The organism is Kosakonia sp. YIM B13571 (assembly GCF_042788095.1).
In the GTDB taxonomy this organism is placed as follows: Bacteria; Pseudomonadota; Gammaproteobacteria; order Enterobacterales; family Enterobacteriaceae; genus Kosakonia; species Kosakonia quasisacchari.
The window spans coordinates 113,459-135,273 of record NZ_JBHZPL010000008.1; the positions used below are offsets into that span (position 1 = coordinate 113,459).

Annotated in this window: 14 protein-coding genes; 5 read left to right on the plus strand and 9 right to left on the minus strand. The window is 53.2% G+C overall.

The genetic code is table 11. The annotated features are described in order from the left end of the window. Positions 1-23 precede the first annotated feature (23 nt). Genes glpC through glpA form a run of 3 tightly spaced genes read right to left on the minus strand, consistent with a single transcriptional unit; the run spans position 24 to position 4,079 of the window. Complete coding sequence (gene glpC / locus ACFX4O_RS17900; protein WP_380210589.1) at positions 24-1,214, minus strand: anaerobic glycerol-3-phosphate dehydrogenase subunit GlpC; 1,191 nt, start codon at positions 1,212-1,214, stop codon at positions 24-26. Next, positions 1,211-2,467, minus strand: a complete 1,257-nt coding sequence (gene glpB, locus ACFX4O_RS17905; protein WP_380210591.1) for a glycerol-3-phosphate dehydrogenase subunit GlpB — start codon at positions 2,465-2,467, stop codon at positions 1,211-1,213. Before glpB ends, glpC begins: the two co-directional genes overlap by 4 nt. Continuing rightward, positions 2,457-4,079 carry an anaerobic glycerol-3-phosphate dehydrogenase subunit A gene (glpA, locus tag ACFX4O_RS17910; protein ID WP_380210593.1) on the minus strand — a complete coding sequence of 541 codons (1,623 nt, stop codon included), beginning with the start codon at positions 4,077-4,079 and terminating at the stop codon, positions 2,457-2,459. Before glpA ends, glpB begins: the two co-directional genes overlap by 11 nt. Before the next feature lie 273 nt (positions 4,080-4,352). Here glpA and glpT point away from each other — a divergent pair, with 273 nt between their 5' ends. The 3 genes from glpT to ACFX4O_RS17925 all read left to right on the plus strand — a co-directional run bounded on the left by glpT (position 4,353) and on the right by ACFX4O_RS17925 (position 7,656). Then, positions 4,353-5,705 carry a glycerol-3-phosphate transporter gene (gene glpT, locus ACFX4O_RS17915; protein ID WP_131406895.1) on the plus strand — a complete coding sequence of 451 codons (1,353 nt, stop codon included), beginning with the start codon at positions 4,353-4,355 and terminating at the stop codon, positions 5,703-5,705. A gap of 12 nt (positions 5,706-5,717) precedes the next feature. Continuing rightward, a complete protein-coding gene (glpQ, locus tag ACFX4O_RS17920; RefSeq protein WP_380210595.1) occupies positions 5,718-6,788 on the plus strand; it encodes a glycerophosphodiester phosphodiesterase in 1,071 nt (356 codons plus the stop codon). 274 nt (positions 6,789-7,062) lie between these two features. Then, complete coding sequence (locus tag ACFX4O_RS17925; RefSeq protein ID WP_380210596.1) at positions 7,063-7,656, plus strand: hypothetical protein; 594 nt, start codon at positions 7,063-7,065, stop codon at positions 7,654-7,656. A gap of 48 nt (positions 7,657-7,704) precedes the next feature. On the opposite strand, the gene yfaE is transcribed toward ACFX4O_RS17925, so the two are convergent. The 4 genes from yfaE to ubiG form a co-directional block, all read right to left on the minus strand. Continuing rightward, positions 7,705-7,959 (minus strand): class I ribonucleotide reductase maintenance protein YfaE, encoded by a 255-nt coding sequence (gene yfaE / locus ACFX4O_RS17930; RefSeq protein ID WP_131406899.1) that lies wholly within the window; start codon positions 7,957-7,959, stop codon positions 7,705-7,707. Beyond that, positions 7,959-9,089, minus strand: coding sequence for a class Ia ribonucleoside-diphosphate reductase subunit beta (gene nrdB / locus ACFX4O_RS17935; protein WP_131406901.1), 1,131 nt, complete (start codon positions 9,087-9,089; stop codon positions 7,959-7,961). Before nrdB ends, yfaE begins: the two co-directional genes overlap by 1 nt. A 53-nt stretch (positions 9,090-9,142) precedes the next feature. Further along, positions 9,143-11,428, minus strand: a complete 2,286-nt coding sequence (gene nrdA / locus ACFX4O_RS17940) for a class 1a ribonucleoside-diphosphate reductase subunit alpha (RefSeq protein ID WP_131406903.1) — start codon at positions 11,426-11,428, stop codon at positions 9,143-9,145. A 344-nt stretch (positions 11,429-11,772) separates the two neighbouring features. After that, positions 11,773-12,501 carry a bifunctional 2-polyprenyl-6-hydroxyphenol methylase/3-demethylubiquinol 3-O-methyltransferase UbiG gene (gene ubiG, locus ACFX4O_RS17945; protein ID WP_380210599.1) on the minus strand — a complete coding sequence of 243 codons (729 nt, stop codon included), beginning with the start codon at positions 12,499-12,501 and terminating at the stop codon, positions 11,773-11,775. Between the two features lie 158 nt (positions 12,502-12,659). Here ubiG and gyrA point away from each other — a divergent pair, with 158 nt between their 5' ends. Both gyrA and rcsC read left to right on the plus strand, forming a co-directional pair. After that, complete coding sequence (gyrA, locus tag ACFX4O_RS17950; RefSeq protein WP_380210600.1) at positions 12,660-15,302, plus strand: DNA topoisomerase (ATP-hydrolyzing) subunit A; 2,643 nt, start codon at positions 12,660-12,662, stop codon at positions 15,300-15,302. A 113-nt stretch (positions 15,303-15,415) separates the two neighbouring features. Next, positions 15,416-18,262 (plus strand): two-component system sensor histidine kinase RcsC, encoded by a 2,847-nt coding sequence (rcsC, locus tag ACFX4O_RS17955; RefSeq protein ID WP_380210602.1) that lies wholly within the window; start codon positions 15,416-15,418, stop codon positions 18,260-18,262. 33 nt (positions 18,263-18,295) lie between these two features. On the opposite strand, the gene rcsB is transcribed toward rcsC, so the two are convergent. Further along, positions 18,296-18,946, minus strand: coding sequence for a response regulator transcription factor RcsB (gene rcsB, locus ACFX4O_RS17960; RefSeq protein ID WP_017458563.1), 651 nt, complete (start codon positions 18,944-18,946; stop codon positions 18,296-18,298). A gap of 16 nt (positions 18,947-18,962) precedes the next feature. Next, positions 18,963-21,632 carry a phosphotransferase RcsD gene (gene rcsD / locus ACFX4O_RS17965; RefSeq protein ID WP_380210604.1) on the minus strand — a complete coding sequence of 890 codons (2,670 nt, stop codon included), beginning with the start codon at positions 21,630-21,632 and terminating at the stop codon, positions 18,963-18,965. Between the last annotated feature and the right edge of the window lie 183 nt (positions 21,633-21,815).

Here is a 21,815-nt window from a genome sequence, read left to right on the forward strand (position 1 = left end):
TCGCTGAGGGTAACGGCGTGCCGTTACCCTAATGCGTTTGCCAGTAGCGTAATGGGATGTTCACAGCGTTTGCTGGTGGACATCTCAATTTGCCACTTGCAGGTTTCGCAATCCGTCACCACCAGATCTGCGCCACTGGCTTCAATTTGCTCAAATAACGGCGCGCCAATCGCCTGCGATGTTGGGTAGTTTTCGCTTTTAAACCCATAGGTTCCGGCAATCCCACAGCAGCGTGAATCCAGCACCGTTAGCTCAAGCCCCGGAATGCGTCGCAGCAATTCCAGCGTGTAGTGCGTCCAGCCCATTTTTTCCATATGACACGGCGTATGGTAGACCACCTTCAGCGGGGTTTCTCTCAGTTGCAGCGAGCGACCTTCGTCAAGCATGCGCCAGATCCAGCGCGTGGCTAAATCAATATGCGCGCGCAGATGGCTGTTATCCACATCCAGCAGGTGAGGATATTCGTCGCGCAGCGTAAAAGCGCAGGTGGAAGAGGTGGCAATAACCGGCAGCCCATCTGAGCCGATAGCCTGCTCCAGTGAGCGCACATTAAACTGCGCCTGTTTTTTCGCTTTATCGAAAAAACCATTCGCAATCAGCGGCACGCCGCAGCACTTTTCCCGTTGCAACAACTGTACGCCAATCCCCATATGGTTCAGCACGCGGATCAGGTCTTTACCCAACTGTGGATGGTTGTAATTCACGTAGCAACCGTGGAAAAACGCCACCTGTTGAGCAAATGTCTGTTGCTGTGCGGCAATGCTGCGATACCAGCGGCGAAATGTGCCGCTGGAATATTTTGGCAACGTGCGGTGGTGGTCGATTTTTAATGCGGTATCCAGCAACTGGCGCACGGGTTTGAGTGATGTTGCCGCATTGACCAACGGTGCCATCGGTGTCGACAGCGTACCCATCAAGTCGGTGTGACTGAGAATGGCATTGCGTATCGAGAGTTTTTTCGGCGCGTACTGGGCACGGGCGCGCTGAATAATATCGCCAATTTTCACCCCGGACGGACAGGCGGTTTCGCAGCGTTTACAGTTGGTGCAGTACTTCAGCGCATCATCATACAGCGCAGCGTCTTTTAGCCGTAGACGCTCGCCATCAGGGCCTGCTTGTTTCGGGCCGGGGTAAGCGGGATTTACGCGGCTGACCGGGCAGGCGGTGGTGCAAACGGTACATTTAATGCAGCTTTCAAAGTGCGTATTGTTCATTGTTCGCCTCCCTGTGCGCTAATTTGCTGTGCGGCATGCAGCGCGGTAACGACGCAAACGCCGCCGCCGCATCCCTGGGCAATGGCATCAAAACCGCCCAGCACGGAACCAATCACATAGAGATTGTTCACGGCGTTGCCCTGGCGCAAGCCGTGTAGTTGCGCGTCGGTCTGCACACCAAACTGCTGCCACGGCTGGCTGTCGAATACATCGTCGCGATACCAGTCCTGACGCTGTGCGCTTTGCAGTACGTCGAGATCAAACACGGTTTCCCGCACGCGATCGCGCCCGGCAATCAGCCCGTTACTGAAAAAGCTGCCGCTGGCGAGCACTACATTGCGCGCGCGCAGCGGGATATCTTCATGTTTCCGCGTCCACACATGTGTTACACGCTGGTCGGCGAGATCGGCACGCAGCACGTCGTCTCCCGGCATCCAGCTACCGCCGCTGCGTATAAAGGCTTGTTGCAGCAACAATTGCATACGCATTCCCGGTACGGAAGGCGGCAGCGTGGGCAGCAGACGCAGCGGGCAGGCCAGTTGCTGATTAAGGCGCGTAAAGACGCTGTTGTCCGTCAAGCCAAAACAGGCGGGCAGATAGAGCATCGTGTACTGCTGGCTTAGCGGCAGCAGCGCTTCGTACAGCGCGTTGTAGTGCTCTGGTTCGTCCAGCAGGCGGGCGATATTCACTGCGCGAAATTCGCTGGGGTTGTCGCGTAGTCGATCAAGCAGCGGCAACTCAATCTCTTCCGCCTGCGCGTTAACACCGCGTTTACGCAGCGCACCTGCCGCAAGCTGCGGCTGGAAATCGAGAAAACCGCTGATACCGACGACGCCCGTATTCTGGTTGGTTTCTGATTTTACCGGTACTTCCAGAGGGCTAAGCCAGGCGGTGCGGAATGTGCCAAGCGGCGTCACGCGCTGGTGCGGCGTATCAACATCGCCCTGTAACGCCAGCCCGCAATCTGCCAGCAGCGTCTGCGCCTGGTTTGCATAGTGGCGAACCTGTTCTGCGCCGAGCCGGGCGTACGGGTGATTAGCATGGTGCTGTTGGAGGTGCGCGATGGCGCTATCAAGCGTGTCGATGGGCTGACCATCGGGTAAATGCGAAAGCAAATCCAGCGAGCCGGAAGAGAAGCTCAAGGCACTCTGACCACGGCTGACAATGGCACAGCGCTGGCCGCTTTGCGCAAGGCGAATCCCGCACACTAAACCGGCCAGCCCGCCACCGACAATGACCGTATCAAATCTCATTTTCCGCCTCCTTTTCCAGACCGCACAATCCCTGATAAACCCAGCGTGTGAATTCGCTTTCACGCAGCGCATCGCCCCAGGCGACAGGTTTAACGCCTTTCCAGCGCTCATTAAGAAAACCGGCCAGTTGCTGCAGCGATTCACTTTCGGTAGTGACATGCATGCGGTTAAGCAATCCGGCAGCGCGGCAGGCGCACAGCTCGCCCTGGCAGGTGCCCATCCCGACGCGCGTGCGGCGGCGCAGATCGAGCAGCGAGTGGACATTCAGGTTTTCGACCGCATACTGCACTTCCCCGGCGGTAACCGCCTCACACTCGCAAACCAGGCTGCGGTTATGTCTGTCGCTGCCAAGCCAGGCTGGTGTGCGGTCGCCGTGGCGATAGACCGCCGATCCACGCAGCGGCGTCGGCAGAGAAATGATTTTCTTTAGCGCCAGTTCGGTCGGCTCGCGGGAACCGGGAAGCGGCGCGGTGGCGGTGGTGCAAGGAGTATGATGATTCAGCTTGCGGCAGACGGCATCCGTCGCCCATTCGGCCATCAGCCGGTAAGTCATCAGCTTGCCACCGGTGATAGTGATAAAACCTTCCAGCCCGTCGCGCTGTGCATGGTCCAGCAACACAATTCCCCGGCTGACATTGCGCCCGCTCGGGTCATCATCGCTGGCGACCAGCGGCCTCACACCGGCGTAAGCACGCAGGATGCGCGTTTTTGCCATTACCGGTGCCAGTTTTTCCCCTTCACGCAGCAGAATATCCACTTCGTCAGGCGTTACACGCAGGTCATCGATATCAGCGTAATCAATATGTGTTGAGGTGGTGCCAATCAGTGAGATGGTGTCGCCAGGCACCAGAATATCGGCATCGGCGGGTTTGCGGCAGCGGTTGATGACGTGCTGGTTAATGCGGTGATCAAGGATAAGCAGCGCACCTTTCGCCGGGAACATGCGGATCGTCAGGTCGGCATATTCGGCAATCCGCTGCCCCCAGATCCCGGCGGCATTCACCACCACAGGCGCATGCAATTCTTGAGTTTCTCCACTGGCGGGATGATAAAGGCGCACGCCGCTTACGGTGTCGCCGTGGCGGATAAGCCCGCAGACTTCGTGGCCAGTGAGGATTTTTGCGCCGTGTTCACGCGCGTCCAGCATATTGCTGGCGGTGAGGCGAAAAGGATCCACTGTGCCGTCCGGCACGCGCACTGCGCCAATCAGCGCTGGATTGACGCTTGGCTCCATGCGCAGCGCCTCCTGCGGTGACATGGCATGCGCCGGGATCCCCGCTTGCAGACAGGCGTCAATAAACTGGCGTTGATACACCAGGTCATCTTCCGGCAGGGTAATAAACAGGCCGTCTGTCGGTTCGATACAGTGGCGGGCGATGCGTTTGAGGATCTGGTTTTCGGCAATACATTCACGCGCTGATTCGTTATCAGTCACCGCGTAACGCGCACCGCTGTGCAGCAAGCCGTGGTTACGGCCGGTCGCGCCGGTGGCGATATCGTGGCGTTCAAGCAGCACCACGCGCAAGCCGCGCAGGGCGCAGTCGCGGGCGATGCCTGCGCCGGTCGCGCCGCCGCCGATAATAATCACATCGTAGTCACTGGAGTTGCGCATGTTCGCGTCCTTCTGGTCGACGTTCCTTAGCAATCATTTAGCCATACTATGATTGTGGTTTGTTTGATATCGCGCATATTCGAGCAAAAAACGAAAGTGAAACGCGCTTTCCTGCGTGAAGTTAGATGTTTGTCATATTTCTGTAACAATATCTGCGACAACTCATTCTCTCTTGTTAAAACTTTCACTACAATCCGCCGCGAATAACTCTGGTTATGTTCGTTTTCACTCATTAATGAAAGATATGAGTCTTACCGCGCCACGGAGGCCGCTATGTTAAGTATTTTTAGACCTGCTCCCCATCAATCGCGTCTACCTGATGCGCAAGTCGATCCGCTGTATCGTCGGTTGCGTTGGCAGATTTTCCTCGGGATCTTCTTCGGTTATGCCGCCTACTATCTGGTGCGTAAAAACTTTGCGCTGGCAATGCCTTATCTGGTTGAGCAGGGTTTTTCCCGTGGTGATCTGGGGTTTGCACTGTCCGGTATCTCGATTGCCTACGGCTTTTCGAAATTTATAATGGGTTCGGTATCGGATCGCTCGAATCCGCGCGTTTTTCTGCCTGCCGGGTTAATTCTGGCGGCGGCGGTGATGCTGTTTATGGGCTTCGTACCTTGGGCAACATCAAGCATCATGGTCATGTTTGTGCTGTTGTTCCTGTGTGGCTGGTTCCAGGGCATGGGCTGGCCGCCGTGTGGGCGCACTATGGTGCACTGGTGGTCACAAAAAGAGCGCGGCGGCATTGTGTCGGTGTGGAACTGTGCGCATAACGTGGGCGGTGGCATTCCTCCGCTGCTGTTCCTGCTGGGGATGGCATGGTTTAACGACTGGCATGCAGCGCTGTATATGCCCGCGTTTGGCGCGATTGTGGTGGCGATTTTTGCCTTTGCGTTGATGCGTGACACTCCGCAATCTTGTGGTTTACCGCCGATTGAAGAGTACAAAAACGACTACCCGGATGATTACAGCGACAAGCATGAAGAAGAGTTGTCCGCAAAGCAGATTTTCATGCAGTACATTCTGCCGAACAAACTGCTGTGGTATATCGCAGTCGCGAACGTGTTTGTTTACCTGCTGCGCTACGGCATTCTCGACTGGTCACCGACCTACCTGAAAGAGGTGAAACACTTCGCGCTGGATAAATCCTCGTGGGCCTATTTCTTCTATGAGTATGCGGGCATTCCCGGCACGCTGCTGTGTGGCTGGATGTCGGATAAAGTCTTCCGCGGCAATCGCGGCGCAACGGGCGTGTTCTTTATGACGCTGGTGACCATTGCGACTATCGTTTATTGGTTGAACCCGCCGGGTAACCCGAGCGTGGATATGGCCTGCATGATTGTTATCGGCTTCCTGATTTATGGCCCGGTAATGTTGATTGGTCTGCATGCGCTGGAGCTGGCACCGAAAAAAGCAGCGGGCACGGCGGCGGGCTTTACCGGCTTGTTTGGCTATCTTGGAGGGTCTGTCGCCGCCAGCGCCATTGTTGGTTACACCGTTGATTTCTTCGGCTGGGATGGCGGCTTTATGGTGATGATTGGCGGCAGCATTCTGGCGGTTTTACTGCTGATTATCGTGATGATTGGCGAGAAACGTCACCATGCCGACGTGCTGGCGCGTCGCAGCTAAAATGGAGCTTGGATGAAAACCACTTTCAGCCGTATGACCTTAAGCCTGCTCTTGGCTGGTGTGTTAACCAGCCAGGCGCTGGCCGCCGATAAAATCGTTATCGCTCATCGTGGTGCCAGCGGTTATTTGCCGGAACATACCTTGCCGGCGAAAGCGATGGCCTATGCGCAGGGCGCGGATTTCCTTGAACAAGATCTGGTGATGACCAAAGACGACCAGTTGGTCGTTCTGCATGATCACTATCTCGACCGTGTGACGGATGTCGCGGAACGTTTCCCGCAGCGCGCGCGTAAAGACGGGCGTTTCTACGCCATCGACTTTACGCTCGACGAGATCCGCTCGCTGAGATTTACCGAAGGGTTCGAGCTGGAAAAGGGCAAGAAAGTGCAGGTTTATCCGGGCCGTTTCCCGATGGGGAAATCCGATTTCCGTATTCACACGTTTGAAGAGGAGATCGAGTTTGTGCAGGGTTTGAACCACTCCACGGGCAAGAACATCGGTATTTATCCGGAGATCAAAGCGCCCTGGTTCCACCATCAGGAAGGGAAAGACATTGCCGCAAAAACGCTGGAAGTGCTGAAAAAGTACGGCTACACCAGCAAGCAGGACAAGGTGTACCTGCAATGTTTTGACGTCAATGAGCTCAAGCGTATTAAGAATGAGCTGGAACCGAAGATGGGGATGGATCTCAAACTGGTGCAGCTGATTGCGTATACCAAATGGCATGAAACGCAGGAGCAGCAGCCGGACGGTAAATGGGTGAATTACCGTTACGACTGGATGTTCAAACCCGGTGCGATGAAGCAAATTGCGCAGTATGCCGACGGCATCGGCCCGGACTACCACATGCTGGTGGCAGACGGTTCAAAACCGGGGAACGTTAAGCTAACGGCAATGGTTAAAGAGGCGCATGCCAGCCATTTGCAGGTGCATCCGTTTACCGTCCGTGCGGATCAGCTTCCGCCGTATGCGAGCAACGTCGATCAGTTATATGACGTGTTGTATCAGCAGGCAGATGTGGAGGGGCTGTTCACAGACTTCCCGGATAAAGCGGTGCAGTTTTTAAAAGATAATCCGCAGTAGGTAGGATGAGGTAGGCCGGGTAAGCACTGAGCTGCCCGGTACTTTTGCCTATTAACGCTTATCAAGCTTACGAACAGGTGATTATGATGACGGACAGAATAGGCACCATAAAGAATGTTTGAAAAAATACAAATTAACTCAAAGAGTTAATGACTGAATTGGCCTTGTTTATCTTTTTTGCGTAAATCTATTTCTATAAGTCTCCAGAATACTTGGTTGAGTGTAGAGAAGGCTGAGTTAAACTAACCCAATGAGTTTTGAAATGGATTAGTAGATGGAAGCTAAAATTTTAAAAGTTCTGGTGGCATTAGGTATTCCTGGTGTTGCATTAGGAATATTTTATCTCTTATTCAATAAATTTGAGTTTAAATTTTCCGAAGTGGGTGCTACATGGACTGCAGCGATTGTTGTACTATTTATAGTTGCGATAACAGGTGTGACTTTTTTTTCACTATATAAATGGTCTCCCTCAAAGGTTCGTACTCCGGGAAATGATGCACAAGAATTAGTTTTTCAAGTTAAAGAAGAAAGGATTACATATGACGTCATGGTAAAGAGCCTAAGATATGATGTTGTGAAAATACATGCACATACCCATTATTTAGGAATAGCAGCAGAGTCTTATTGGATAAAACATAAGTACCCAGAGGCAAAAATACTTAGCCAAAGTCTAACTACATTGGACAGGATAACTAAAGACGAAAAAAATAGTGAGATTTATTTTGATATTATCAAAATGAAATTTCCTGATGGAAGGGAAAAAGATATTTACTTTGATATAAGTGAATTTTTCGATGACGCTACATCAATTTTGCTTAACCACTATAATGCAAATATGGCAAGTAAGTTAGCAAAACTATATCGATAAAAAAGTAAATACAACCCCGTATGTAAAAAAGGGCCATATGGCCCTTTTTTACATCTCGATTTCGATATCGCCTTTCGCCCGACAGCAGCAGGGCAAAATTTCCCCTTCGTTGATAAAAGCCAGCGGCTCGGCAATCCAGTCAACCTGGCCCGCCACCAGACGGCAGCGGCAGGAACCGCAATAGCCTTCGCGACACTGGTATTCAACTTCCACCTGGTGCGATTCAAGCGCCTCCAGCAGGGAAGGGTGCTCATCCCGACACAGCACCTGTGTGCCGGAAAGGCTAAGCGTTACGCGGCTCATCAGAGCTGGAAGCTGCTCAGATCGTCAGTGTCGACTTCAGAGTCGATCTGGCCGACCAGATAGGAGCTGACTTCCACTTCCTGCGGTGCGACCTGCACGTTATCGGAAACCAGCCAGGTGTTGATCCACGGAATCGGGTTTGAGCGCGTCTGGAATGGCAGATCGAGGCCCACCGCCTGCATGCGGATGTTGGTAATGTACTCAACATACTGGCAGAGAATGTCTTTGTTCAGACCGATCATTGAACCGCCCTGGAACAGGTATTCCGCCCACTCTTTTTCCTGCAATGCCGCCTGTACGAACAGGTCATAACACGCTTGTTTGCACTCTTCGGCAATCTCGGCCATTTCCGGGTCATCGACGCCGGAACGCAGCAGGTTCAGCATATGCTGAGTGCCGGTCAGGTGCAGGGCTTCGTCACGGGCAATCAGACGAATGATTTTGGCGTTGCCCTCCATCAGCTCACGCTCGGCAAAAGCGAAGGAGCAAGCAAAGCTGACGTAGAAGCGAACCGCTTCCAGCGCGTTCACGCTCATCAGACACAGGTAGAGTTTCTTTTTCAACTCACGCAGGCTGATGGTCACGGTTTTGCCGTTGACGTTGTGTGTGCCTTCACCGAGCAGGTGCCAGTAGCTGGTCATTTCAATCAGCTCGTCGTAGAAGTGCGAGATGCCTTCCGCGCGCTTGAGGATCTGCTCGTTGGTGACGATATCGTCAAACACCACCGCCGGATCGTTAACGATATTGCGGATAATATGGGTGTATGAGCGTGAGTGGATCGTTTCTGAAAACGCCCAGGTTTCCACCCAGGTTTCGAGTTCCGGGATGGAGATCAGCGGCAGCAACGCGACGTTTGGGCTGCGACCCTGAATGGAGTCCAGCAGCGTCTGGTATTTTAGGTTGCTGATAAAAATGTGCTTTTCGTGTTCGGGCAGTGCCTGGAAATCGATACGGTCGCGGGAAACGTCAACTTCTTCCGGACGCCAGAAGAAGGAGAGTTGTTTCTCAATCAGCTTTTCAAAGATGTCATATTTCTGCTGATCGTAGCGCGCCACGTTAACCGGCTGGCCAAAGAACATTGGCTCCAGCAACTGATTGTTTTTCGTCTGTGAAAAAGTGGTGTATGCCATGGAATGTGAGTCCTGTCTTGCGAAAAAAAAGGGCGGGTTTCCCCGCCCCTTAGTTAGATCTTACATGCGCCGCTTTCGCAGCCATCGTCCTGGATGGAAGGCGCCATGTCATCCTGCGCATCTTCCGCACCATCGCGGGTGTTTTGATAGTACAGCGTTTTCACACCAAATTTGTAGGCCGTCAGCAAGTCTTTCAACAATTGTTGCATCGGCACTTTGCCCGACGGGAAGCGTGACGGGTCATAGTTGGTATTCGCCGAAATCGACTGATCGATAAATTTCTGCATGATGCCGACCAGTTGCAGGTAGCCGTCGTTATTTGGCATTTCCCACAGCAGTTCATAGGCGTTTTTCAACTGCTCGTAATCCGGCACGACCTGACGCAAAATGCCATCTTTCGACGCTTTGATGCTCACATGGCCGCGCGGTGGTTCAATGCCGTTGGTGGCATTGGAGATCTGCGACGAGGTTTCAGACGGCATCAGCGCGGAGAGCGTGGAGTTACGCAGGCCGTGCGTTTTGATCGATTCACGCAACGCTTCCCAGTCGTAATGCAGCGGTTCGTTGGTAATACCGTCGAGATCTTTCTTGTAGGTGTCGATTGGCAAAACACCCTGCGAGTAGGTGGTTTCGTTGAACCACGGGCACGCGCCTTGCTCTTTCGCCAGTTCGTTAGAGGCTTTCAACAACCAGTATTGAATGGCTTCGAAAGTCTGATGCGTCAGGTTGTTAGCGCTGCCGTCAGAGTAACGTTTGCCGTTCTTCGCCAGCCAGTAAGCAAAGTTGATGACGCCAATACCCAGCGTACGGCGGCCCATCGCGCCACGTTTAGCGGCCAGAATCGGATAATCCTGGTAATCCAGCAGGGCATCAAGCGCACGCACCGCAAGCGTTGCCAGCTCTTCCAGTTCGTCGAGGTTTTTAATCGCGCCAAGGTTAAACGCAGAGAGCGTACAGAGCGCGATTTCACCGTTTTCGTCGTTTACATCATCCAGCGGCTTGGTCGGCAGGGCGATTTCCAGGCACAGGTTGGACTGACGTACCGGCGCAACAGCCGGGTCAAACGGGCTATGGGTGTTGCAGTGATCGACGTTCTGAATGTAGATACGGCCAGTAGAAGCACGTTCCTGCATCATCAGTGAGAACAGTTCCACAGCTTTAATACGCTGTTTGCGGATGCTGTCGTCTTTTTCATATTGGGTGTACAGGCGTTCGAACTCGTCCTGATCGGCGAAGAACGCATCGTACAGACCCGGCACGTCGGACGGGCTGAACAGGGTGATCTCTTCACCTTTCAGCAGACGGGTGTACATCAGTTTGTTGATCTGTACGCCGTAGTCCATGTGACGCACGCGGTTGCCTTCCACGCCACGGTTGTTTTTCAGTACCAGCAGGCTTTCGACTTCCAGGTGCCACATCGGGTAGAACAGGGTTGCTGCACCGCCGCGCACACCGCCCTGCGAGCAGGATTTCACTGCTGTCTGGAAGTGTTTGTAGAACGGGATACAACCGGTGTGGAACGCTTCACCACCGCGGATCGGGCTACCCAGTGCACGAATGCGCCCGGCGTTGATGCCGATACCGGCGCGCTGGGAAACGTATTTCACAATCGCACTGGAGGTAGCGTTAATGGAGTCCAGGCTGTCGCCGCACTCGATCAGTACGCAGGAGCTGAACTGACGGGTAGGCGTACGCACGCCGGACATGATCGGCGTCGGCAGCGAAATTTTGAACGTGGAAACGGCATCGTAGAAACGCTTCACGTAGTCCAGACGGGTTTCACGCGGATAGTTGGAGAACAGACACGCGGCAACCAGGATATAGAGGAACTGCGCGCTCTCGTAGATCTCGCCGGTCACGCGGTTCTGCACCAGGTATTTGCCTTCCAACTGCTTCACCGCAGCGTAAGAGAAGTTCATATCGCGCCAGTGGTCGATAAAACCGTCCATCTGCTTGAACTCTTCTTCCGTGTAGTCTTCCAGCAGATGATGATCGTATTTGCCAAGCTCGATCATTTTCTTCACATGGTCAAACAGCGCTGGTGGTTCAAACTGGCCGTAGGCTTTTTTACGCAGGTGGAAAATCGCCAGGCGTGCGGCCAGGTACTGGTAGTCAGGCGCATCGCGGGAGATCAGATCCGCAGCGGCCTTAATGATGGTCTCGTGGATATCGGACGTTTTGATACCGTCGTAGAACTGAATGTGCGAGCGCAATTCGACCTGAGAGATGGATACGTTACTTAGCCCCTCTGCCGCCCAATCCAGTACTCGATGAATTTTGTCGAGATTGATGCGCTCAGTGCCACCATCACGCTTTGTCACCAGCAGACTCTGATTCATGTGATTACCTGTCCGTGAAATAGAAAATATCCCCCATTTATCCACATTTCGTTGCTGTGATTAACTCTGTGGATAAATACTACATATAGGGGGTTTGCGATAAGAGAAACGCTATATGGTGAGTATTCTAGTAAGGATTCTTTTCAGTACAAGAGTTGATTTTGAGGTTAAATTGAGGTTGTGAAAGGGTGATAATCGCTAAGTCCTCGTATCGTAAGGCCTGGCGGCGATGTCAACATTTTGCAAAAAAAAATGAATTTTTGATCGAGTGCTGATTTCTTCGTCGAGAAATGCAATTGCGCAGTTTGATGCTGCGCAATCTTCTATCACTTTATCTGATGACCTTAGTCATTTTTTGCCGTTGTATGTAACATATAATTCACATCTACACCCAGCCCTAACGTAAACTGGTTCAACAGCGGATTGTAATGTAACCCGGTAATGTGACGTTCCTGTAACACGGTGTCGTCAACCCACGTTAAGAGCTCAGCTGGCTTAATAAATTTCTTCACGTCGTGCGTACCTTTCGGCACCATGCGCAGCACATATTCCGCGCCAACTACCGCCATCAACCAGGCTTTGCCGTTGCGGTTAATGGTAGAGAAGAAAACATGGCCGCCGGGTTTGACCAAGTGCGCACAGGCTTTCACCACCGATTGCGGATCCGGAACATGCTCGAGCATCTCCATGCAGGTCACAACGTCATACTGCTGTGCGTGTTTTGCCGCGTGTTCTTCCACGGTTTCCTGCACATAATTGACCTGAATACCTGACTCCAGCGCATGCAAACGCGCCACCTGGAGCGGTTCAAAGCCCATATCAAGCCCGGTAACATCAGCGCCTTCTTGCGCCATGCTTTCTGCCAGAATTCCGCCGCCGCAACCGACATCGAGCACTTTCTTACCGAACAGACCGCTAGCATGTTCGCTAATATAGTCCAGACGCAGCGGGTTAATGCGGTGCAGGGGTTTAAACTCACCTTCTTTATCCCACCAGCGCGAGGCAACTGCCTCAAATTTGGCGATTTCAGCATGATCAACGTTTTGAGCGACCGGCGTTTTTTCGGCATTCATGGGCGCAATAACTCCTCTATCAATAAGACCCGTGAGTATATCAGGCCAACGGGATGAATAAACCTTTGCACGGGTGTTATAGGTTTACCTGTATCAGAGCGGTTGTGTTATAATTTGCGACCTTTGAATCCGGGATACAGTAGAGGGATAGCGGTTAGATGAGCGACCTTGCGAGAGAAATTACACCGGTTAACATCGAGGAAGAGCTGAAGAACTCTTATCTGGACTATGCGATGTCGGTCATTGTTGGCCGTGCGCTTCCGGATGTCCGAGATGGCCTGAAACCGGTTCACCGTCGCGTACTTTACGCCATGAACGTATTGGGCAATGACTGGAATAAAGCCTACAAAAAATCTGCCCGTGTCGTTGGTGACGTAATCGGTAAGTACCATCCGCATGGTGATTCCGCGGTGTACGATACCATTGTCCGTATGGCGCAGCCGTTTTCACTGCGTTACATGCTGGTCGATGGCCAGGGGAACTTCGGTTCCATCGATGGCGACTCTGCGGCGGCAATGCGTTATACGGAAATCCGCCTGGCGAAGATTGCCCACGAATTGATGGCCGATCTGGAAAAAGAGACGGTTGATTACGTCGATAACTACGACGGCACCGAAAGAATCCCCGATGTGATGCCAACCAAGATCCCGAACCTGCTGGTGAACGGTTCTTCCGGTATTGCAGTCGGTATGGCAACTAACATTCCGCCACACAACCTGACGGAAGTGATCAACGGCTGCCTGGCCTATATCGATAATGAAGACATCAGCGTTGAAGAGCTGATGGTGCATATTCCAGGGCCAGATTTCCCGACTGCGGCGATCATCAACGGTCGCCGTGGCATTGAAGAAGCCTATCGCACCGGTCGCGGCAAGATCTACATTCGTGCTCGTGCGGAAGTGGAAACCGACGCGAAAAGCGGTCGCGAAACCATTATCGTGCACGAAATTCCGTATCAGGTGAACAAAGCGCGCCTGATCGAGAAGATTGCCGAGCTGGTGAAAGAGAAACGCGTTGAAGGCATCAGCGCGCTGCGCGACGAGTCTGATAAAGACGGTATGCGCATTGTTATTGAAATCAAACGCGACGCAGTGGGTGAAGTGGTTCTGAATAACCTCTACTCCCAGACGCAATTGCAGGTTTCCTTCGGTATCAACATGGTCGCTCTGCACCATGGTCAACCGAAGATCATGGCGCTGAAAGAAATTCTGGCCGCGTTTGTGCGCCACCGCCGTGAAGTGGTGACGCGTCGTACGATTTTCGAACTGCGTAAAGCCCGCGACCGCGCGCATATCCTCGAAGCGCTGGCTGTGGCGCTGGCGAACATCGATCCGATTATTGAACTGATCCGTCGTGCGCCGACGCCTGCCGAAGCGAAAGCAGGCTTGATCGCACAGCCGTGGGATCTGGGCAATGTCTCGTCGATGCTGGAACGTGCGGGCGATGATGCGGCGCGTCCGGAATGGCTGGAGCCGGAGTTCGGTATTCGTGATGGTAAATACTATCTGACCGAACAACAGGCACAGGCGATTCTGGATCTGCGCTTGCAGAAACTGACCGGCCTTGAGCATGAAAAACTGCTCGATGAGTACAAAGAACTGCTGGCGCAGATTGCCGAGCTGTTGTACATCCTTGGCAACGCTGACCGCCTGATGGAAGTGATTCGCGAAGAGCTTGAGCTGGTTCGTGAACAGTTTGGCGACGAGCGTCGCACCGAAATTACCGCGAACACTGCCGATATCAACATCGAAGACCTGATCAATCAGGAAGATGTTGTGGTGACGTTGTCGCATCAGGGCTATGTGAAGTATCAGCCGCTGACCGACTACGAAGCCCAGCGCCGTGGCGGTAAAGGTAAATCGGCTGCGCGTATTAAAGAAGAAGACTTTATTGACCGCCTGCTGGTGGCCAACACCCATGACACCATCCTCTGCTTCTCCAGCCGTGGACGTCTGTACTGGATGAAGGTTTATCAGTTGCCGGAAGCGAGCCGCGGCGCACGTGGTCGCCCGATCGTCAACCTGCTGCCGCTGGAGCCGAACGAACGTATCACCGCGATCCTGCCGGTGCGGGAATATGAAGAGGGCGTGAACGTCTTTATGGCGACCGCCAGCGGTACCGTGAAGAAAACCGCACTTACCGAATTCAGCCGTCCGCGCTCTGCCGGTATTATTGCTGTCAACCTGAACGAAGGCGATGAGCTGATTGGCGTCGATCTGACTTCAGGCAGCGACGAAGTGATGCTCTTCTCTGCGGCGGGCAAAGTGGTGCGCTTTAAAGAAGGTGCCGTGCGTGCAATGGGTCGTACCGCGACCGGTGTTCGTGGCATCAAGCTTGCGGAAAAAGACAGCGTCGTATCGCTGATTGTTCCGCGTGGCGAAGGCGCAATCCTGACGGTGACGCAGAACGGTTACGGTAAACGGACTGCAGAAACCGAGTACCCGACCAAGTCGCGCGGTACACAGGGCGTTATCTCCATCAAAGTTACCGAGCGTAACGGCGCAGTAGTCGGCGCAGTGCAGGTTGATGATTGCGACCAGATCATGATGATCACCGATGCCGGTACGCTGGTGCGTACACGTGTCTCGGAAATCAGCGTGGTAGGGCGTAATACCCAGGGCGTTATTCTGATCCGCACAGCGGAAGATGAAAGCGTAGTGGGTCTGCAGCGCGTTGCTGAGCCGGTAGATGATGAAGAGCTAGACTCCATCGATGGTAGCGTGGCGGAAGGCGATGATGATATCGCGCCGGAAGTGGACACCGATACCGATGACGACGCGGCGGAAGACGACGCCGAGTAATGCGTTATAAGGGCCGGCTTCCGGCCCTTTTTCATTGCCGTTGCGGCCTTTGCGATTTATCGCTACCTTAATCACACTCTTTTTTAACTTCCTTGTGGCGGAGTTTCCCCAGGTTGAAATACCTCGTCTCTTTTCGCAGCACCCTGAAAGTCTCCCGCTATCTGTTCAGGGCCCTGGCGCTATTGCTTTGGCTGTTGATTGCCTTTTTTTCTGTCTTTTACATTGTTAACGCCTTGCATGACAAAGAGTCGGAAATTCGCCAGGAATTTAACCTCAGTTCCGATCAGGCGCAGCGCTACATTCAGCGCACTTCTGACGTGATGAAAGAGCTGAAGTACATCGCCGAAAACCGCCTGACGGCGGAAAACGGTATTCTGACCTCGCGCAATCGCGACGACAAAACCGAAGTTCCGACATTTTTACCGCTATTCCCGGATTCTGACTGCTCCGCCATGGGCAGCTCATGGCGCGGCTCGCTGGAGTCACTGGCGTGGTTTATGCGCTACTGGCGTGATAATTTCTCCGCCGCTTACGATCTTAACCGCGTGTTTTTGATCGGCAGCGACAATCTCTGCATGGCCGACTTCGGTCTGCGCGATCTCCCCGTTGAACGCGATGACACACTGAAAAGCCTGCATGAACGCATCGTTAAATACCGTAACGCGCCGCAGGATGAGCGCAGTAACAACGTGTACTGGATGAGCCAGGGGCCGCGTCCGGGCATCGGTTATTTCTACGCGCTAACGCCGGTTTACCTCGGCAACCGCCTGCAAGCTTTGCTGGGTACTGAACAGTCCATTCGCATGGAAAACTTTTTCACGCCGGGTAGCCTGCCAATGGGCGTGACCATTCTGGACGACAATGGGCACGCGTTGATTTCCCTTACCGGCCAGGATAGCGGCATCGTCGTCGATCCACGCTGGATGCAGGAACGTTCGTGGTTTGGTTACACCTCGGGTTTCCGCGAACTGATCCTGAAGAAGAGCCTGCCGCCTTCATCGCTGAGCGTGGTTTACTCCGTACCGGTAGATATGGTGCTGGAACGTATTCGCATGCTGATCCTGAATGCTGTGTTGCTGAATGTACTGGTCGGGGTGGCGCTATTTACCCTTGCGCGCATGTACGAGCGGCGGATTTTTATTCCGGCGGAAAATGATGCCCAGCGGCTGGAAGAGCATGAGCAATTCAACCGTAAAATCGTCGCCTCCGCGCCGGTGGGGATCTGCATTTTGCGTACTCAGGATGGCACTAACATCCTCAGTAACGAGCTGGCGCACAACTATCTGAACATGCTGACACATGAAGATCGGCAGCGGTTAACGCAGATTATTTGTGGGCAGCAGGTCAATTTCGTCGATGTGCTGACCAGCAATAACACCAATTTGCAAATTAGCTTTGTTCATTCACGCTACCGCAATGAAAACGTGGCGATTTGCGTGCTGGTGGATGTTTCCGCCCGCGTGAAAATGGAAGAGTCGTTGCAGGAGATGGCGCAAGCGGCGGAGCAGGCGAGCCAGTCGAAATCGATGTTCCTTGCAACAGTCAGCCATGAGTTGCGTACGCCGCTGTACGGTATTATCGGTAACCTCGATCTGTTGCAAACGAAAGAGTTGCCGAAAGGGGTCGACAGGCTGGTCACCGCGATGAACAACTCGTCGAGCCTGTTGCTGAAAATTATCAGCGATATCCTCGACTTCTCGAAAATTGAATCTGAGCAGTTGAAAATTGAGCCGCGAGAATTTTCCCCGCGCGAAGTGATGAGCCATATCACTGCCAACTATTTACCGTTGGTGGTGCGTAAACAACTGGGGCTGTACTGCTTTATTGAACCGGATGTGCCTATGGCACTCAACGGTGACCCGATGCGTTTACAGCAGGTGATTTCCAACCTGTTAAGCAACGCGATTAAGTTCACCGATATGGGCTGTATTGTGCTGCATGTGCATCGCGATGCGGATTATCTCAGCATTCGCGTACGTGATACTGGTGTGGGTATTCCCGGTAAAGAAGTGGTGCGTCTGTTCGACCCCTTCTTCCAGGTGGGGACAGGCGTGCAGCGTAACTTCCAGGGAACCGGGCTGGGGCTGGCGATTTGTGAAAAATTGATCAGCATGATGGATGGCGATATTTCCGTTGATACCGAGCCGGGCATGGGAAGCCAGTTCACTATCCGTATTCCGCTTTATGGCGCTGTGGCACCGGTTCGCGCTGATGTTGATGGCCTGGCGGATACGTGCTGCTGGCTGGCGGTGCGCAATGCCTGGCTATCAGGTTATTTACAGACGTTACTGCAATGGCACGGTATTCAGGTTAAGCAGTACGATGGGCGCGCGCTGGGCAATCAGGATACGTTGATAACCGATGATGAACTCACCCCGCCGTGGACCGGACGCGCGGCTATTATTTTCTGCCGTCGTCATATCGGTATTCCTGTCGAACGTGCGCCGGGCGAATGGTTGCACAGCGTCGCTTCGCCACACGATCTGCTGGCGCTGCTGGGGCGCATTTACCGGGTGCAGGTTAGTGAGCCGCAGGCGAGCAACGCGCTTCCGGCCGACAACCGGGAAGCAGCACGCAACGATGACATGATGATTCTGGTGGTGGACGATCATCCAATCAACCGCCGCCTGCTGGCCGATCAGTTGGGATCGTTGGGATATCAATGTAAAACCGCCAATGACGGCGTGGATGCGTTGAATGTTCTGAGTAAAAACCGTATCGATATTGTACTCAGTGATGTCAACATGCCGAATATGGACGGTTACCGCCTGACACAACGTATTCGTCAGTTGGGGTTAACGCTGCCGGTCATTGGTGTGACGGCTAACGCGCTGGCGGAAGAGAAGCAGCGCTGTCTGGAATCGGGCATGGATAGTTGCCTGTCGAAGCCGGTGACTCTGGATATTCTCAAGCAAACGCTGGCGGCCTATGCCGCGCGGGTAAGAAACAGCCGGGAATAAAAAAGAACCCCGGCGGGCACCGGGGTTGGAGGATTACTCTTTTTCCGTCTGCGTCAGGGTGACGGAGGAGAGATAGTTCAGCAGCGCGATATCGTTATCGACACCCAGTTTCATCATTGCGGACTTCTTCTGGCTACTGATGGTTTTGATGCTGCGGTTCAGCTTCTTGGCGATTTCCGTTACCAGGAAACCCTCGGCAAACAGTCGCAGCACTTCGCTCTCTTTCGGTGACAGACGTTTGTCACCGTAACCGCCAGCGCTGATTTTTTCCAGCAGGCGGGAGACGCTTTCCGGTGTGAATTTCTTGCCTTTTTGCAGCGCCGCCAGCGCTTTTGGCAGGTCTGTCGGCGCGCCCTGTTTCAGCACGATACCTTCAATATCAAGATCCAGTACCGCGCTCAGAATGGCCGGGTTATTGTTCATGGTAAGCACAATAATCGACAGCGTCGGGAAGTGACGTTTGATGTATTTGATCAGCGTGATGCCATCGCCGTATTTATCGCCCGGCATTGACAGATCGGTTATCAATACGTTTGCCTCAAGTTTCGGCAAGTTGTTAATCAGCGCTGTAGAGTCTTCAAATTCACCGACTACGTTTACCCATTCGATTTGTTCGAGTGACTTGCGAATACCGAACAGTACAATCGGATGGTCATCGGCAATAATTACGTTCATATTGTTCATGTATTAGGCTACCTTGCTACAGCAAGCTCTTGACGTAAGCGTCAATGTCGCTGATGTAATTTTCTATGCCTGGAGCATCGCTCTCGCGAATTAATTGCTCCAGCGTTTCACACAACTGCTTCCCAGGTACCAGATTAAGCATGGCAAACACCCCTTTCAGGCGGTGTGCCGTCTGCGCCAGCGCCGCGAAATCGCGCAACGCCGACTCAGTATACAACCTCTTAACATCATCGGGTACTGTGTCAACAAACAGCGCGTAATAGCCGCTGGCGTGGAGCTCGGCGTTTTCATCGCCCCCCAAAGGCGACTCCGGTACATCCTCCTGCGCCAGTTGCTCTTCAATGAGTTGCAATATTGCTCCCTGCATTGCATTACTCATATTAAAGTTCACGCGCAATTGGCCTGGGCCAATTTTCCGCACGCCTGCCTCATCATCGCTTAAAAGCAAGCCTGAGGCAGTAAGATTAGACGGATTATCTGTCAAAAAGAGATCATATTCTTGACTTGATAACCGCTCATCCGGGGAAATACAGCTTGCTCCCCAGTTTTCCAACTGGCGAACCACAATATTACGGATTTCGTTAGAGGTAATATCAATCATCGCCACCACGTCATCGAGTAATTTTTCTTCGCTTTCTGTCTGTTGCGGACGGGCCGCCATTTTCACATGCAGTGAGTAGCGGGTGCCCAGATCCTCACGTGCTTTAATATTCAAATGCCCGCCAAGCTTACGCGCCAGCTGATCGCACAGCCAGAAGGTGAGGGCGTTCGCTTTTCCGTACTGATCACCTTGCGTATCGTTAAGGAACGGGAAATGCAGGTTATCAATTTCGCTGGCGTTCACACCCACACCGGTATCGAGAATACGGAAGGTCAGGCGGTCTTCCGCCGATTCGTCCACATTCACTTCAAGCGTAATTTTGCCCATCTGCGTAGTCGTGACCGCGTACTGGATTAGCAGCAACAGGATCCGACGCAGTGCGTCGCGGTCGCCGTGACGCTCCTCATTCGCCGGAAGCGGGTTATTGATCAAGAGTTGCAGACCTTTACGTTTAATAACCGGCAGGACTTCCGGCACGACTTCGTCAATCAAATCTTGAATAGAGAATAGTGTAGACGAGCCTTTCCAGCTGTCGCTCTCCAGCATATGCGCCAGCTGGATTTCATCGACCAACTGGACCAGCCTGTCGGCGTGATCGGCGACAAGATTGCCCTCCTGGCTCTGCAACGCGGCGGCTTCGCTGGCCAGTGATTTCACCGGCTGTTTGAGCGACTCGGCAAGGTTACTCATAAAGCTGGCGCGGCCCTGCTGGTTTTTCTCATAAAGCCGTTGCGCCTGCTTCAGCTTTTTATTGACCAGCACTTCTCTGTCCTGGTCGCGGATAATAAAGATCTGCGTACGCGAGGCGACCTGGCTGCGGAACTGGCGGATTTCGTACAGCTCATTATTGATGGTGGCCTGAATCACGCCCTGATGCTGGTCGGCCATAGCTGTAATATTCTGCAAATTCAGGTGCGGCAGTAGATGATCGGCGATTTTATTGCTCAGAACGGTGCGGTTCGCTTCCTGATCGTGCACCAGCAGCCCCAGTGGCAGCAGTGATACGATCTCTTCATTAAAGGCGCGCAGCACGCGCAGTTCGTTACTCGCACCAGGCGCTGCCAGACCGTCGGTTTTACGTCCTGGCATCTGGCGAAAGGTTGTGTAACCGAACAACGCCAGCGCCAGCAGGCCGATATTCAGCAGTAACGGCAGCAGAATATTTTGCAGCGTATCCAGCAGCAGTGTCCCGAATGGCACCTGCCAGACCAGACGCAGGCCGGTGCCGTTCAACGCTGAGGAGATCTCTATGCGAGAACTATTAAAGTTGACGGTAACGCTGTCGGTTGTTTCCTTATCCTGCCCGCGCGTGTTGGTCTGCGTGGTATCGGGATCGAGACGGAAGCTATCCAGCGTCATGCCGGGAGGGATCAGATCATTAATCGGCAAATCGAATGCGACCACCGTGGCCAGATGGCCCGGCTGGTTGAATGTCGTACGCAGTGTGAAGTAATGGCCGTTTTGCCATGCCAGATGGCGCAGAGATGAAAAACTTTCGCGTTCATCAAGGGCATTCGCCTGCTGCAGCATTTCCGCACGGCGGGAATCGACAATATTACTGATCGTGGTGTCTTTGAAACCGGACGAAAGATCTTTTAGCGGCAACGTCGACACCAGGATCATGCTGTTATCCTGGCCGTTGAGGTAGTACATCGACCAGGGCACGGTTTCCGCGCCCCAAAGCGTATCGAGGTAAGTGGAGATGCGCTGCGTCATCTCCAGCGTCGAGCTGTCATGGGAACCAAAAATCAACGCTTCTGTTTTACGCCGCGGTTTTTCCAGGTAGTAAACATCTTGCTTTAAGCGCGTTTCTTGCAGACCTTCGCCAGACGTAGCGGCAGGTGCCGCTGCAATGTTGTCGTAGATTTGCCAGGTAGCGTAGCGCCAGGTGTCGATACGCTTATGAATAGCGTGGGTGATATCGACAATCTGATAGCTTTTATCTTTTAACCAGGCGTTGACCGCACTTTGGATCATCACCCCCATTGTCACCAACAGGACGATAATCAACAAAAGAAAGTAACGGGTGATGTTGCCCGGTATGAGGGAAAATTTGCCAGGGATCATTGTGTCCGATCGACTCATTCTTGTGTGGAACCCGTTATGACAACACTGCTGTAAACACTCAGCCTCGCTGAGACAATGTTGCTGCCATGCCGTAATAGCCGCCTATAACACGCGGCGAACGTATAGATGTTGTGTTGCAGAGCAGTGTACAGCAGGCAGTATATCGGTTAATGAGTGAATTTCCAGACTCTCTTTCCCGTT